Genomic DNA, 14,761 nt, shown 5'->3' with positions numbered 1-14,761 from the left:
ACCGCAATAGGTTAAGCCTGATTTCCTTTCTTTACGCTTACGCCCTGTCCTTGTGACGGGGCGTATGCATCACGACACGCGAAACGCAGCGAAACAGTATAAGATAACGGTGTGATGATGTTTGTTTCGGAGAGTGACATGGGCAAGAAAAAGGCACCGCTCAAGCTGGGAACATCGGTATTTTTGATGGTATCAGTGGTACTTGGCGCGGTGTTGTTGGTGGTCTATTCCCTGCTGTTTTTTCGCATTAATCAGCTTTCGGAAGATCATCTGCGAGAAAAAGCCTTTGCCATTGCTCGCACATTTGCGGCTTCTCCTGTTGTTATTGATGAACTTAAAGGGATTGGGCGGCCGGAGGAAGTGCAGATTGCTGCGGAGACGATCCGCCAGCGTAATCAACTGCTCTTTGTCACCGTCACAGATATGGATACGGTGCGCCATAGCCACCCAGAGCCGGAAAGAATTGGTGAGCATTTTGCCGGTCGGGATATCTACCCGGCGCTGTTGGGTATGGAAAATACCTCGATCAACCGAGGCACGCTCGATCCAGCACTGCGGGTATTTACGCCAGTTTTCGACAATAACCACAAGCAGGTTGGCGTAGTCGCGTTGGGGATTGCCTTAACCAGCGTGCAGAAGGTGATTAGCGATAACCGCTGGATGATTCCCTGGACGCTATTGGCAGGGGCGCTGGTGGGTTGGCTCGGTACGCTGATTTTGGTGAAGATACTCAAGCGTATTATGCTGGGGTTCGAGCCGTTTGAGATATCGAACCTGTTTGAACAGCGCAACGCGATGCTCAAACATATCAAAGAAGGGGTTATTGCGGTCGATCAGCATGGTCGGATTACGGTAATCAATGATGAGGCGCGACGGCTTTTCCGGCAGAATAAGCCGCAGGGCAGTGAAGCGTCGGCTCCGAAGCCAACTGAACGCGTCAGCGAACAGTGGCTTGAGCATCTGCATCTGAAACAGGTGTTGGAAAGTGGTACGCCACGGCGTGATGAAGAGATTAACTTTAACGGGCATCTGTTGCTGACCAACACCGTTCCCGTTTTTGTGAAAGGCGATATTATCGGCGCGATTGCGACGTTCCGTGATAAAACGGAGATCAGCCAACTGCTGCAACGGTTGAGTGGGATGTCCTACTACGCAGATGCGCTGCGGGCGCAGTCGCACGAGTTTATGAACAAGCTGCACGTCATCTTAGGAATGCTGCACTTAAAATATTACTCGCAGTTGGAAGATTACATCCTGAAGACCGCCAATAATTATCAGGCGGAAATCGGTTCGATTATTCGTAAAGTGAAGTCGCCAGTGATTGCTGGCTTCCTGTTGGGTAAAATTAATCGCGCGCGCGATCTCGGCATTACACTCTCCATCAGCGAGGAGAGTCTGCTACCGGATACCGATGATGTGGATGCCACGAATGAATTGATTACCGTGTTGGGTAATCTGATTGAGAATGCGATGGACGCGATTGATGAGCAGGAAAACTGTGAAATCAGCGTGAGCTTCCATCATCAGAATAGCCGCCTTCACTGTACCGTGGGGGATGACGGCCCCGGCATTTCGTCGGAAAGCCAGGCGCGTATTTATGAACAGGGATTCTCTACCAAAGGCAGCGGGCGCGGTATTGGCCTGTACCTGACCAAACAGAGTCTGGAGAAGATTGGCGGCACTATCGAGTTTGAATCAGAACCTGAGGTGTACACCCAGTTTTTCGTTACTATTCCTTATCAAGCAAGGCTGTTTGACCATGATTAATGTACTGATTGTTGATGACGATGCCATGGTTGCAGAGCTTAACAAATCTTATCTGAACCAGGTTTCTGGATTTAGCTGCTATGCGACCGTCCCCACGTTGCAGCAGGCGCGGAACCTGTTGATGCAACCTGACTCGGAAATCGATTTGGTACTGCTGGATATTTACATGCAGCAGGATAATGGACTGGATCTTTTACCGACTATTCGTGAATTCAGTGAAAAGACGGATGTCATCATCATCTCTTCTGCCAGCGACGTGTATACCATCAAAAAAGCGCTGCACTACGGCGTGGTGGATTATCTGATTAAGCCTTTCCAGTTCTCGCGTTTCGAGCAGGCGTTGACCGCCTATCGCGAAGAGGCAAACTTGTTCAAGCACCGTGATTTTGTTGCTCAGTCGGACATTGATAGCCTGATTCGCCGCACCAGTGGTAGCACGGCCAGCGAGCGCAAGAAATTGCCGAAAGGGCTGACCAGCCTGACGTTGCGTACCGTATGCGAGTGGATTGAAGGCAATCAGGGCATTGAATTTTCTACCGAAATGCTGGCGAATGCGATTGGTATCTCCCGCGTATCCTGCCGTAAATACCTGATCTACCTGTCCGATACCGGAATTCTGACCACCAATATTCTGTACGGTTCGACAGGGCGACCGGTGTACCTATATCGCCTGCTGCCAGAAAAGCAGGATTCGCTACGTCAATACTGTGAATAAATAGCGGTGAATCGCTCGCTATAAGTGAGTAGCGGTGAATAAATAAAAACGCCACGGCAATAGCGACCGTGGCGTTTTCGTTTATTGGGGAATTGGGGTCGGGTTAGGCAACCCAGCCCAGCAGCAGCGTTGCCGCGATGACGGTAGACGCACCGCCGATACGGGTAGCGATCTGTGCGAACGGCATCAGAGACATACGGTTAGAGGCAGACAGAATTGCTACGTCACCTGTACCACCCAGCCCGCTGTGGCAGGTGGTCACGATGGAAGCCTCAATCGGGTACATGTTCAGATAAGGCGCAATCAGGAAGCTCACCAGCGCCATGGACAGCACCACAGAACCACAGACGATGACGTAACCCACGGAGAATACCGCGACGACGCTCTCCAGCGGGATATACAGCATACCCAGCCCGATCATCAGCGGCCACACCAGAGAGCTGGAGACGAACTTGTAAACGCTGTGCGCACCCGTTTCCATGATGGCAGGAATCACGCGTCCGTATTTGCAGAATACGGCGATCAGAATCATCAGCACTGGACCTGGGATGTGTACCAGTTTTTCAAACAGCCCACCGACGATGAAGAAAGCGCAAATCATCAGCAATCCGCCGCCCATTAGGTGAAAATCGACCGGCTTTGGCGCGTCGTTGACGGCAAACATCGCGTTGTCTTCATCGCTGCGAACCAGACGACCTTCACCGTTCAGATCCTTGCGGCGCATACCGAGACGCGACAGTACGCCAGCACACAGAATGGCGAAAATATTACCGACAACGGCTGCGGGCGCTAACTGAGCGACATAAACGTCTGGGCTTTGTCCCAGAATAGCTGAATAGGCGAGGGACAACGGCAGGATGCCTTCACCAATACCGCCGCCGATGATAGGCACGATAATGAAGAAGAAGGTGTGATAGAAACTGTAACCGCACAGCTTACCGACCAGCAAACCGGTTGCCAACGCTGTTGCGGTGCCGATGACCAGCGGGACGAACATACGCACCATCCCCTGAATCAGGATTTTGCGGTTCATACCCAAGATACTGCCGACCACCAGACAGGCGATGACGAAATACAGGAAATTCGCCTCTTTCATCAACAGGTGTACGGTTTTCATGGTGTTGTCATTAAATAAATTAAAATACACCATAATGGAAGGCACCATCAGGCACAGAATTGCCGGGCCGCCGATATCTTTGAACACAGGAATGTTGCTGCCAATGTGCGCCAGTAAAAAACCCATTGTCATGATGACGGCGAAACCGCCAATCATATTTTTAGGTAAATATCCTTCATAGGCAGCAATAGCAACAATAGCGGCAATCGCCATAAACAGTGCAACGGGAACGGAGCCAATTTTCTTTTTAAAGAAGTCGCCGATAAACGATGACGGTGTTTCCAGAGCGAGATCGTTCTCACATAAAATATCAGTTTCAGTTTTTTTCATTATATTCACCCTGCTAGGACAGTTGGTACAGAAAGAAATTACATCCCTGCCGTGTCATATCGTTACACGATTGATAGTGCATCATTATCGACGTAGATTATTGCCTTTTTTATCACCAGTATCGGTGTAATTATCGGGCGTAGCTAATACCATTGGCGGCGGAATGTTTATTATCAGAAAGCAGAAAAATACTCTTTTTTGTTTTTTATCAATCATTAACAAAAAATAAAGAATGATGGATATTATTTAACAATGAATGACTTCTGAGGGTAATCTAGCATGATGAAATGTTAAAAATAATACGTTAATTACGTATTTGTGAAGTTATCAGCAACTCCATTTTAAATAACTTACGTCATTTTTTTGTAATTAAAATTATTTATTGAGGGAGTCTGGGGGATTAAAACAGAAGGAGAGGTAACGTACTGAGTGAAAAATACCACTTTATGAGAATAAGTAAATAGCGTGATTTCATTTTAGTGAAAATATTTATTTAACTAAAATAGCCGCTTTATTATTGAGCCATGTCATTTTCTTGCGAGTATATGAAGGGATCGCCGGTGAAGCAGGAAGGGACAAGCACGTCCCTACCGGATGGGCTGCTACATTACTTTTTCAAACGATAAACATCATTAAAACGGACGTTCATTCCACCGCATTGACCGTTATCTTCCACGATCAAATAGCCGTTAATCAGTTGCATCACGCCGCTACATTCAATCACGTCACGTGAATCATTCCATTGAAGCCGATTGCCGTTTGGTATGGCAGTGGCTGAAGTATTGCCCAAATGAATAATCTCGCCGCCATAGCTTGATCTTCCGCCATACCAGGTGGTATTGCCTTTAAGATGCAGCGTATTATTTTTCCCGCGGGTAATCTTTATGGTAGCGTCATAATAACGCCACGTGCCGAGCCAGGCATTGATGTCTGCCGTTTTGATGGGCTGTTTTTTAAGATACGCCGATTCCACCCAACCGACGTATTCGGATTTTTTGCCAAAATACCCTACACAGGACCAGCCGTTTTTTTCCTGTGCCACCAGCACGCCGTCGCCTGATTTCAGGCTGGTTTTACTCTGGCAAACTGCCTTATTGTCCGGGCATCCTTCCCGTAGGTAATCATCGTAAAAGTGTACTTTATCGCCATGCGGCGCAGTAATTTTAGCAACAGAGTATTGGCCTGGATAAGTAGAAAATACGCCATCACGGCACGTCTCCCTCTCATAATCTTCCCCCGCAAAACAGGAGAATGAGGTGCATAAAGACAAAACGGCCACCATTCCTTTCATCGCTCAGTTTTCCTTGTCAAAAATACGACCAATGCAACAATAGCTATTGTTGTTTTAATTAATCCTATCAAAAACTTATCTGGTATACAGCATCGAGGGATGAAAGATAGCATCGTGTTTGACATCGGCGAGAAAGGGGCGACACCTATTGTTTATGGCAGATCGGGTAAAAGCAGAGATCGGTGTTGCGCGGAATAATGTGTGTTTTTGGTTTGTCGAAGAGGGGAAAGCAAAGTTTTTTTATGTAGCGTAGATAGTCATTCACCCGCTTATCACACCATGGTAAATATCAGAATTTCTTATCATCTGTCAGAGTTTTCACCTGCTGTTAACGTTTTTAACAAAAAATAGTGCTCAGATCTTGGACATGTAAGACCAGATGACTATAGTTTTTTTAATGGTGATAATTTCTTTTAGTAGACAATGTATCGGTTTTTATCGCTGTTTTTGAAAAAAAATACAAAATATACGACTTAAATTATGTGATAGAGCTGTATTTTCTATATTAATAAAATGTAAGGAATTTTTGTAAATCCTTACAGCTTATATTGACGTCACCGCCATCTGTTGAGAAATTGAAGTCGTCATAGGGATATAAGGAGGAAAGCAGCGGTTTGCCTGAATGATTCTACGTCTTCATCCAGCATCCGTGAGCGGGTTGTGACGTTTCAAGGTATAGGTGGTAGTTATTATGACTATATCCCATAGCGTGACGGCCGTTTGCTCTGGTGACCACGATTCCTCCCCCAGTATTTTAATTTTGCCTTCGGGCGACAGGGTACAGACCGCAGCACATAAAAATACAGGTCTGGCCAATCATACCCAATTGATTTCGAGATGCAGGATAGGATATCCGCGTTGTTAACATCTGCGTTTTTCGCGATCGCGCTTTTAACGATCGTGTTTTTAACCATTGTGTTCTAACAACAGGGTTAACGCGTATGCAGCTTGGCGTCGGACGGGTATAGCACACAACATCATCCACAATGGAGCATAAGTAATGGAAAAATCCCTGGTTAAATCAAGGGTGTTGAAGTTCGGCCTTGGTTTGCTCGCCCTGTCCGTCGCGGCAGGTGTTCAGGCAAAAACGCTGGTTTACTGCTCAGAAGGTTCCCCGGAAGGTTTTAACCCACAGCTGTTCACCTCCGGTACGACGTTTGATGCCAGCTCTATTCCTATTTATAACCGTCTGGTGGAATTTAAAGACGGCACCACGGACACGGGTCCGGGTTTGGCTGAAAAATGGGATATTAGCGAAGACGGTAAAACCTATACCTTCCATTTGCGCAAAGGCGTGAAATGGCAAGACAGTAAGGATTTCAAACCTTCCCGTGAATTCAATGCGGATGACGTCATTTTCTCCTTCATGCGTCAGCAGGATGCCAACCACCCGTACCATAAAGTTTCTGGCGGCAGCTATGAATACTATCAAGGTATGGGTATGCCAGAGCTGGTGAGCAAAGTCGAAAAAGTCGACGACTATACAGTCCGCTTTGTGTTGAGTCGCCCTGAAGCGCCGTTCCTGGCAAACCTGGCGATGGACTTCGCTTCCATCTTATCAGCGGAATATGCGGACAACATGCTGAAAGCCGGTACGCCGGAGAAGATTGACCTGAACCCAATCGGTACAGGCCCGTTCCAGCTACAGCAGTACCAGAAAGATTCCCGTATTCTGTACAAAGCCTTTGAAGGCTTCTGGGGCAGTAAGCCGGGCGTCGATCGTCTGGTCTTCTCTATTACACCAGATGCTTCCGTGCGTTACGCCAAGCTGCAAAAAGACGAATGCCAGATCATGCCGTATCCAAACCCGGCCGATCTTGCCCGTATGAAAGAAGACAAAAACATCACGTTGCTGGAACAGCCAGGCCTGAACGTTGGCTATCTGGCCTACAACGTTGAGAAAAAACCGCTGGATAACGTCAAGATTCGCCAGGCGCTGAACTATGCGGTCAACAAGTCTGCCATCATCGATGCGGTCTATCAGGGCGCTGGTCAAGCAGCAACCAACCTGATCCCGCCGACCATGTGGGGCTACAACAAAGACGTTAAAGACTACAGCTACGATCCTGAGAAAGCGAAAGCCCTGCTGAAAGAAGCGGGTATGGCTGACGGCTTCTCTATCGACTTGTGGGCAATGCCGGTACAGCGTCCGTACAACCCGAACGCGCGTCGTATGGCGGAAATGATTCAGTCCGACTGGGCGAAAGTGGGTGTGAAAGCCAAGATCGTCACCTACGAGTGGGGTGAGTATCTGAAGCGTGCGAAAGACGGCGAGCACCAGACCGTGCTGATGGGCTGGACTGGCGACAATGGGGACCCAGATAACTTCTTCGCGACCCTGTTCAGCTGCGACGCCGCTAAAAATGGCTCCAACTACTCTAAGTGGTGCTACAAGCCGTTTGAAGACCTGATCCAACCGGCGCGTGCTGTTTCCGATCACGAAAAACGTATTGAGCTGTACAAGCAGGCGCAGGTTGTGATGCACGATCAGGCTCCGGCGCTGATTGTTGCGCACTCCACCGTGTACGAGCCCGTGCGTAAAAACGTGAAAGGCTATGTGGTTCAGCCGCGTGGCGTGCATAGCTTCAACAACGTGACGTTGGATTAAGTCAGCCACTCGTTTTTCACGGACATTGAAAACCCCGACCTTGCGGTTTCTCGTTAGAGGAGCCGTGGAGGCGGGGTTTCTTGCCCGTTAACGATTTATGGCGGGCCGTCGCATACGACGTTTTAAAATCGTTCCTGACGATTTTTTGGCTGTGAGCAATGATAAGCCTGATGGCCAATGAGCCAACGGGCATGAATAGAGAGTTCGGGATATGTTGCAGTTCATACTCCGGCGTTTGGGACTCGTTATCCCAACGTTTATTGGTATCACCCTGTTGACGTTTGCCTTCGTGCACATGATTCCGGGCGACCCGGTCATGATCATGGCGGGGGAACGTGGTATTTCCGCCGAGCGCCATGCGCAATTGCTGGCTGAAATGGGGCTGGATAAGCCGCTTTGGCAGCAATACATCCACTATATCGGCGGTGTGTTGCAGGGCGATCTGGGGATCTCCCTCAAGAGCCGCATCCCCGTGTGGGAAGAATTTGTTCCTCGCTTCAAAGCGACGCTGGAACTGGGTATCTGCGCGATGCTGTTTGCTATCGCGGTTGGGATTCCGGTTGGTGTGCTGGCTGCGGTTAAACGCGGTTCTATTTTCGATCATACTTCTGTTGGCCTGGCGCTGACGGGCTACTCCATGCCTATCTTCTGGTGGGGCATGATGTTGATTATGCTGGTCTCCGTTCAACTCAACCTGACGCCCGTCTCGGGGCGTATCAGCGATACGATTTTCCTCGATGACAGTATGCCGCTGACTGGCTTTATGCTGATCGATACCCTGTTCTGGGGCGAAAAAGGCGACTTTATCGACGCGGTTGAACACATGATCCTGCCTGCTATCGTGCTGGGCACCATTCCGCTGGCGGTGATTGTGCGTATGACGCGTTCCGCGATGCTGGAAGTGCTGGGCGAGGACTACATTCGTACTGCCCGCGCCAAAGGGCTGAGTCGCCTGCGTGTGATTGTCGTGCACGCGTTGCGTAATGCGATGCTGCCGGTGGTGACAGTGATTGGTTTGCAGGTCGGCACCATGCTGGCCGGGGCGATCCTGACGGAAACCATCTTCTCGTGGCCGGGCTTGGGGCGGTGGTTGATCGATGCCTTACAGCGTCGTGACTATCCGGTGGTTCAGGGCGGCGTACTGCTAGTAGCAACCATGATCATTCTGGTGAACCTGCTGGTCGATGTGCTCTACGGTGTGGTTAACCCACGCATCCGTCACAAGAAATAAGGGGAGGCTAAGATGACACACGTCACTGAACCGGTTGTAAACAGCGCGCCGAAGCCGATGACCCCGTTACAGGAATTCTGGCACTATTTTAAACGTAACAAAGGGGCGGTTGTTGGCATGGTGTATGTCGCACTGATGCTGATGATCGCCATTGGTGCCAACGTGTTGGCTCCGCACTTACCCGCCGAGCAGTTCCGCGATGCGCTGCTTCGTCCGCCGGTCTGGCAAGAGGGCGGAAGCTGGCAGTTTATTCTGGGAACGGATGACGTCGGACGTGATGTCCTGTCCCGTCTGATGTATGGCGCGCGCCTGTCGCTATTGGTCGGCTGTCTGGTGGTTGTGCTGTCGCTGGTGTTGGGGGTGATTTTCGGCCTGCTGGCGGGATATTTCGGCGGGGTGGTTGATGCGCTCATCATGCGTATCGTCGATATTATGCTGGCACTGCCAAGCCTGTTACTGGCGCTGGTTCTGGTCGCTGTCTTTGGGCCTTCGATTGTGAATGCCTCGCTGGCGTTGACCTTCGTGGCGTTGCCGCACTATGTCCGTTTGACTCGTGCGGCGGTGCTGGTGGAAGTTAACCGCGATTACGTCACCGCTTCACGCGTGGCGGGCGCTAGCTCGGCACGCCAGATGTTCGTCAACATTCTTCCTAACTGTCTGGCACCGTTGATTGTGCAGGCTTCTCTCGGTTTTTCTAACGCCATTCTCGATATGGCTGCTTTGGGTTTCCTCGGTATGGGCGCACAGCCGCCAACGCCAGAGTGGGGCACCATGCTGTCGGACGTTTTGCAGTTTGCGCAAAGCGCCTGGTGGGTGGTGACGTTCCCCGGTCTGGCAATCTTACTGACGGTATTGGCGTTTAACCTGATGGGGGACGGCTTGCGTGACGCTCTCGACCCCAAACTCAAGCAGTAATAGAGGTAGAGAGATGGCGTTGCTCAATGTAGATAAACTGTCGGTTCACTTTGGTGATGAGGATCTGCCGTTTCGTGCGGTCGATCGTATCAGCTACCAGGTTGAACAAGGTCAGGTCGTCGGTATCGTCGGGGAGTCTGGTTCCGGTAAATCCGTCAGTTCGCTGGCGATTATGGGATTGATTGATTACCCCGGAAAAGTGATGGCCGACAAGCTGGAATTTAACCAGCGTGATTTAACGAAAATTTCTGAGAAAGAACGGCGTAATCTGGTGGGCTCGGAAGTCGCGATGATTTTCCAGGACCCGATGACCAGCTTGAACCCGTGTTACACCGTCGGTTACCAGATCATGGAAGCCATTAAGGTGCATCAGGGGGGTAACCGCAAAACGCGTCGTCAGCGTGCAATTGACCTGCTGACGCTGGTTGGGATTCCCGATCCGGCTTCGCGTCTTGACGTGTATCCACACCAGCTTTCCGGTGGGATGAGCCAGCGCGTGATGATCGCGATGGCGATTGCCTGCCGACCAAAGCTGTTGATTGCGGACGAACCCACCACGGCACTGGACGTGACCATTCAGGCGCAGATTATCGAACTGCTGCTCGAATTGCAGCAGCGCGAGAATATGGCGCTGATCCTGATTACGCACGATTTGGCGCTGGTGGCCGAAGCGGCGCACCACATCATCGTGATGTATGCCGGGCAGGTGGTGGAATCGGGTAAAGCGGCGGATATTTTCCGTGCTCCCCGTCATCCGTACACTCAGGCGTTGCTGCGTGCGCTGCCAGAGTTTGCGGTGGATAAAGCCCGTCTGGCATCGCTGCCGGGCGTGGTGCCGGGTAAATACGATCGCCCGAACGGCTGTCTGTTAAACCCACGCTGCCCCTATGCACAGGACCGCTGCCGTCAGGAAGAACCTGGGCTGCGCGATATTCCTGGTCGTCAGGTGAAATGTCATACACCGCTGGATGATGCGGGGAGGCCGACCCTATGAGTGAACTGAATGCCACATCGCAGCCGTACTTGCTGCATGCGATCGATTTGAAAAAGCACTATCCGGTGAAAAAGGGCTTTTTTGCGCCAGAGCGGATGGTGAAAGCGCTGGACGGCGTGTCCTTTACGCTGGAGCGCGGTAAGACGCTGGCGGTGGTGGGGGAATCCGGCTGTGGAAAATCCACGCTGGGTCGTCTGCTGACGATGATCGAAATCCCATCGGATGGCGAACTGTACTATCAGGGGCAGGATCTGCTGAAACCCGATCCGCAAGCGCAGAAGCTGCGTCGGCAGAAGATCCAGATCGTTTTCCAGAATCCTTACGGATCGCTAAACCCGCGTAAGAAAGTCGGCCAGATCCTGGAAGAACCTCTCCAGATCAACACCGAACTGTCGAAAGCAGAACGTCGTGAAAAAGCGCTGGCGATGATGGCGAAAGTCGGGCTGAAAACGGAGCATTATGACCGCTATCCGCATATGTTCTCCGGCGGCCAGCGTCAGCGTATCGCAATCGCCCGTGGGTTGATGCTGGACCCAGACGTAGTGATTGCCGATGAGCCGGTTTCGGCGTTGGACGTATCGGTACGCGCGCAGGTACTGAACCTGATGATGGACTTGCAGCAGGATATGGGGCTGTCTTACGTCTTCATCTCGCACGATCTGTCCGTGGTTGAGCATATTGCTGATGAAGTGATGGTGATGTATCTGGGGCGCTGTGTTGAGAAGGGCAGTAAAGATGCCATTTTCAACAATCCGCGTCACCCGTATACGCAGGCGTTACTTTCCGCGACGCCGCGTCTGAACCCGGATTTACGCCGCGAGCGCATCAAGCTGACCGGTGAGCTGCCTAGCCCGCTGAATCCACCGCCGGGCTGCGCGTTCAACGCCCGCTGTCAGCGCTGTTTCAGCACCTGCACCCAGTTCCAACCGCAGCTGAAAACCTACGGCGAACAGCAGGTTGCCTGCTTTGCCGTCGATCAGGACGAACAGGGCACTGCAATCGCCTAGTTTGCCTTTGACTCACCCACGCTTGCTTTTCCGGGGCGTGGGTGAGTCAACGCAACTAACGCACATGCAGTTCGAAGTATGACGGGTATAGTTATTCATATATTATTTCACACTTGCCAATAACATCAAAAACATGATCGTAGGTGCTTAATACGAACCTTCTATTACCATTTTTATATTCCCCGTCAACTTCATCAAAACTTGATGAAGTATATTTTTCATAGAGATAATCATCGACCTTATATATAGATAAGCTCTCTATGTTAGAAAATAAAAAAATTATAGGAACATCCTTTTCATTACTTATTACAGGCTTACACGCCGCTAAAGATAGAGATGATTTAACAATTAATTCGAATGGATGAAATTTCAACTCTGTACTTAATAAAATAAGAGCATTTCTCCCATAAATGATACCATATTTAGTCTCTATTTCTTTCATATTCATATTAACCACCACCTCTTATTTTTATAGACCTATGCAAGCACCCCGATAAACTGAACTACCAAGAGTTGACTATGGCTGGGATACCGATTACTGTTACCCTCGAAAGCGGAAGATTTTTGATTGATAACGAGACTAATCTTTAGCGGATGATAAAAATAGTGAATTATCATATGGAATCCTTCATAATTTTATTCTTGATAATCAAAAAGGAAGGTTTATTTTTTTATTAAGTTTTTTTTCAAAAATAAAAATTAATTTTTTAAAAATATTCTCCCAGATCCTGACGTATTCTAATGAATCAATTTGAATTGAAAAGTCAGGTATACTCCTGTTGATAATCCCTATCTCTCTTCCCTTCACATAAGACAATGTAATGGCATTTCTATTCACCTCATAATATATGTGAAAATCAGATCCTTGCTCGCAAAACCACATATCCCCTTTTTTATAGATTGATAGTTTTGCTGATGTTATAGAATCTAAAATTTCTTCAAAACACACCATGAAATCAGAAAATAAATCTAGCTCGATATTTAACTCTTCGTCAACGAATATATATATTGAACCATTAATATATTGGGACAGTTCAACAAGACAAAAACCAAATGGAGACAAATCCATTTCTTCTTCATCTAAAAACTCATCTAATTCAATAGGTTTTTCATTTATTTTTAGTTTTATATCCATAATTCAATCTCCCAACATGTATGGATAAGCTGTAACTGTAAGCACACCCATTTTAGCTCCACACCCTTTTTGAAGCGTCAGAAGTTTCAGCCATTAACCGGTACTCCTCCAGCTTTCCGTTTTCGCCCCAGACAACCGTTTTACGGGTGCGTCTACCCAGCGCGTCATAACCATAGCGGGCGACAAATTCCCCCTGCGGCCCCGCGCTTTGGGCAGGCGGCCTAAACGATCATATGTCCGCCGTTGTTCACGCCGGTCGTCCCTGAGCGCGGGTGATTTCCCGGTGCAACCAGTCACAGGTAAGATAGTGATTGAGACGGAGATTACTCTCTGACATCACACGGAGTAAACAGCAGATAAAAATAGCCGGAAGGATCGTCGGGATCGCTTCCGGCTATTAATTTTTTCAAAGACGCTTTTACATCGATAACATATCGTCGATGCAGTCAATTATCTCTGGAGATGACTCTCCTGCCTGAAATTTTTTTCTCCACTGTTCTATGTTATGCAGACTTAATTCAAGACCGACATTTGATTGATATATATACATGTCACACATCGTGCTAATTATATCAAACTTGACATTATTGCTATCGCTGCGAATAAATATATCGAATAAAAAAAACCATAAATCTTGAATTGTATCGTTATCAGCAATAAACTCCCGTTTATAAGCCGATGAGAATAAATCACTAATTTCTCCGATTAAGTCATCTAAAAAAGGCTGATTACTAATCAAAGCACTAGAAATTTCTTTCATTTTGTTTTTAATGAAAATATTTTTATCATTCATTCTATTTTACCCAAGGAAAAACTGTAGGTTGCTCGATAGGAATATGAACATCATTTATAATGCTAGGGCTGTAACTAGGACTAGACCCCTTAAAAATATCAGGAGGATGATAATTACCATGCATGTCCATGCTTTTCTTTTCATACATTATTCGAACAACCCATCCCTGACTAGCATTTGAACCGGCTGGGGCAGTTGCATCTATACCATGAATACGAACAGTAGTTTTACTTCCCGATGAATTAATCCATTTATATTCATATCCATAGTTACCAACATAACCTTCAGGTGGAGTTAATTTACGAACTGTCGCTGTTTCAGGAATTGTAATAAGGTCTGTACCATCTGATTTTTTATCATATTGCCAGATAATGAACAAGTAGACAATCCCAGCGGATCGATCCAACTAATAAGATTCGGCGCATACGCATACAGGTTATCTCCCCCCGCCAGCCCTATCGGGTCCTGCGTCGTAAACCGGCCTACGGTGGGATCATAGTAGCGGAATAGGTTGTAGTGCAACCCCGTTTCGTCATCCGCATATTGCCCGGCGTAGCGTAGCGGCTGGGATTCCACCGGTTTGCCGTGGCGCAGTCCTTCGCTGTCCTGCGTCTGTCCGTTGATGGCACCGAAGGTGCCGTAATCACCGCTCCAGCGGACGGCGCCGTCTGCATCGGTCATCTCCAGCGGAGCGCCGTTCAGGTCGGTGTTGAACCAGCGGATATCGCCGTCGTGTGCTCCCGCTTGCCGGGTGATACGCGCTAACGGCGACCACCAGACGTTTGGGTCATAAACATAACTTTCTGTCCGGTCAGCGTGTCTGGCCTGCAACAGCCGAAAGCCTTCCCACAGGAAATG

The 14,761-nt window shown here is 48.8% G+C and carries 14 protein-coding genes; 7 read left to right on the top strand and 7 right to left on the bottom strand.

From position 1 onward, the window contains the following. Positions 1-138: 138 nt before the first annotated feature. Positions 139-1,767, top strand: a complete 1,629-nt coding sequence (locus tag EDI29_RS16980) for a sensor histidine kinase (protein ID WP_137741828.1) — start codon at positions 139-141, stop codon at positions 1,765-1,767. After that, positions 1,760-2,482 (top strand): two-component system response regulator DcuR, encoded by a 723-nt coding sequence (gene dcuR, locus EDI29_RS16975; RefSeq protein WP_107168604.1) that lies wholly within the window; start codon positions 1,760-1,762, stop codon positions 2,480-2,482. The genes EDI29_RS16980 and dcuR overlap by 8 nt, the downstream gene beginning before the upstream one ends. Before the next feature lie 103 nt (positions 2,483-2,585). Here dcuR and EDI29_RS16970 read toward each other — a convergent pair whose 3' ends face one another. Further along, positions 2,586-3,929: a 2-hydroxycarboxylate transporter family protein gene (locus EDI29_RS16970; protein WP_137741827.1), complete on the bottom strand. Its 1,344-nt coding sequence runs from the start codon at positions 3,927-3,929 to the stop codon at positions 2,586-2,588. A gap of 607 nt (positions 3,930-4,536) precedes the next feature. Continuing rightward, positions 4,537-5,220 carry an SH3 domain-containing protein gene (locus tag EDI29_RS16965; RefSeq protein ID WP_137741826.1) on the bottom strand — a complete coding sequence of 228 codons (684 nt, stop codon included), beginning with the start codon at positions 5,218-5,220 and terminating at the stop codon, positions 4,537-4,539. A gap of 1,000 nt (positions 5,221-6,220) precedes the next feature. Here EDI29_RS16965 and dppA point away from each other — a divergent pair. From dppA to dppF, 5 genes are all read left to right on the top strand, one after another. Continuing rightward, positions 6,221-7,828: a dipeptide ABC transporter periplasmic-binding protein DppA gene (gene dppA, locus EDI29_RS16960; protein ID WP_137741825.1), complete on the top strand. Its 1,608-nt coding sequence runs from the start codon at positions 6,221-6,223 to the stop codon at positions 7,826-7,828. Between the two features lie 211 nt (positions 7,829-8,039). Then, positions 8,040-9,059 carry a dipeptide ABC transporter permease DppB gene (dppB, locus tag EDI29_RS16955; protein ID WP_012772789.1) on the top strand — a complete coding sequence of 340 codons (1,020 nt, stop codon included), beginning with the start codon at positions 8,040-8,042 and terminating at the stop codon, positions 9,057-9,059. Between the two features lie 12 nt (positions 9,060-9,071). Then, a complete protein-coding gene (gene dppC / locus EDI29_RS16950; protein ID WP_137741824.1) occupies positions 9,072-9,974 on the top strand; it encodes a dipeptide ABC transporter permease DppC in 903 nt (300 codons plus the stop codon). A 13-nt stretch (positions 9,975-9,987) separates the two neighbouring features. Continuing rightward, positions 9,988-10,968, top strand: coding sequence for a dipeptide ABC transporter ATP-binding protein (gene dppD, locus EDI29_RS16945; RefSeq protein WP_012821905.1), 981 nt, complete (start codon positions 9,988-9,990; stop codon positions 10,966-10,968). Beyond that, a complete protein-coding gene (dppF, locus tag EDI29_RS16940; protein WP_137741823.1) occupies positions 10,965-11,975 on the top strand; it encodes a dipeptide ABC transporter ATP-binding subunit DppF in 1,011 nt (336 codons plus the stop codon). The genes dppD and dppF overlap by 4 nt, the downstream gene beginning before the upstream one ends. A 91-nt stretch (positions 11,976-12,066) precedes the next feature. On the opposite strand, the gene EDI29_RS16935 is transcribed toward dppF, so the two are convergent. The 5 genes from EDI29_RS16935 to EDI29_RS16910 all read right to left on the bottom strand — a co-directional run. Then, on the bottom strand, positions 12,067-12,423 hold the full coding sequence (locus tag EDI29_RS16935; RefSeq protein WP_137741822.1) for a hypothetical protein: 357 nt from the start codon (positions 12,421-12,423) through the stop codon (positions 12,067-12,069). Between the two features lie 201 nt (positions 12,424-12,624). Further along, positions 12,625-13,110, bottom strand: coding sequence for a hypothetical protein (locus EDI29_RS16930; RefSeq protein ID WP_137741821.1), 486 nt, complete (start codon positions 13,108-13,110; stop codon positions 12,625-12,627). Between the two features lie 418 nt (positions 13,111-13,528). Further along, entirely contained in the window at positions 13,529-13,903 is a 375-nt protein-coding gene (locus tag EDI29_RS16920) for a hypothetical protein (protein WP_137741820.1), read from the bottom strand. 1 nt (position 13,904) lies between these two features. After that, positions 13,905-14,282: a polymorphic toxin type 30 domain-containing protein gene (locus EDI29_RS23250; RefSeq protein ID WP_167494528.1), complete on the bottom strand. Its 378-nt coding sequence runs from the start codon at positions 14,280-14,282 to the stop codon at positions 13,905-13,907. Continuing rightward, positions 14,198-14,761 (bottom strand): RHS repeat-associated core domain-containing protein (locus EDI29_RS16910; RefSeq protein WP_277751455.1); only part of this gene is annotated, 564 nt, incomplete at its 5' end. The genes EDI29_RS23250 and EDI29_RS16910, both read right to left, overlap by 85 nt.

It is taken from the genome of Pectobacterium polonicum, from assembly GCF_005497185.1.
In the GTDB taxonomy this organism is placed as follows: domain Bacteria; phylum Pseudomonadota; class Gammaproteobacteria; order Enterobacterales; family Enterobacteriaceae; genus Pectobacterium; species Pectobacterium polonicum.
This window is presented reverse-complemented; position numbering and strand designations above follow the sequence as displayed.

Bases quoted from the DNA above. Each gene is read 5' to 3' on its own strand.
- EDI29_RS16980 (WP_137741828.1), top strand. From the start codon at position 139: ATGGGCAAGAAAAAGGCACCGCTCAAGCTGGGAACATCGGTATTTTTG.
- dcuR (WP_107168604.1), top strand. From the start codon at position 1,760: ATGATTAATGTACTGATTGTTGATGACGATGCCATGGTTGCAGAGCTT.
- EDI29_RS16970 (WP_137741827.1), bottom strand. From the start codon at position 3,929: ATGAAAAAAACTGAAACTGATATTTTATGTGAGAACGATCTCGCTCTG.
- EDI29_RS16965 (WP_137741826.1), bottom strand. From the start codon at position 5,220: ATGAAAGGAATGGTGGCCGTTTTGTCTTTATGCACCTCATTCTCCTGT.
- dppA (WP_137741825.1), top strand. From the start codon at position 6,221: ATGGAAAAATCCCTGGTTAAATCAAGGGTGTTGAAGTTCGGCCTTGGT.
- dppB (WP_012772789.1), top strand. From the start codon at position 8,040: ATGTTGCAGTTCATACTCCGGCGTTTGGGACTCGTTATCCCAACGTTT.
- dppC (WP_137741824.1), top strand. From the start codon at position 9,072: ATGACACACGTCACTGAACCGGTTGTAAACAGCGCGCCGAAGCCGATG.
- dppD (WP_012821905.1), top strand. From the start codon at position 9,988: ATGGCGTTGCTCAATGTAGATAAACTGTCGGTTCACTTTGGTGATGAG.
- dppF (WP_137741823.1), top strand. From the start codon at position 10,965: ATGAGTGAACTGAATGCCACATCGCAGCCGTACTTGCTGCATGCGATC.
- EDI29_RS16935 (WP_137741822.1), bottom strand. From the start codon at position 12,423: ATGAATATGAAAGAAATAGAGACTAAATATGGTATCATTTATGGGAGA.
- EDI29_RS16930 (WP_137741821.1), bottom strand. From the start codon at position 13,110: ATGGATATAAAACTAAAAATAAATGAAAAACCTATTGAATTAGATGAG.
- EDI29_RS16920 (WP_137741820.1), bottom strand. From the start codon at position 13,903: ATGAATGATAAAAATATTTTCATTAAAAACAAAATGAAAGAAATTTCT.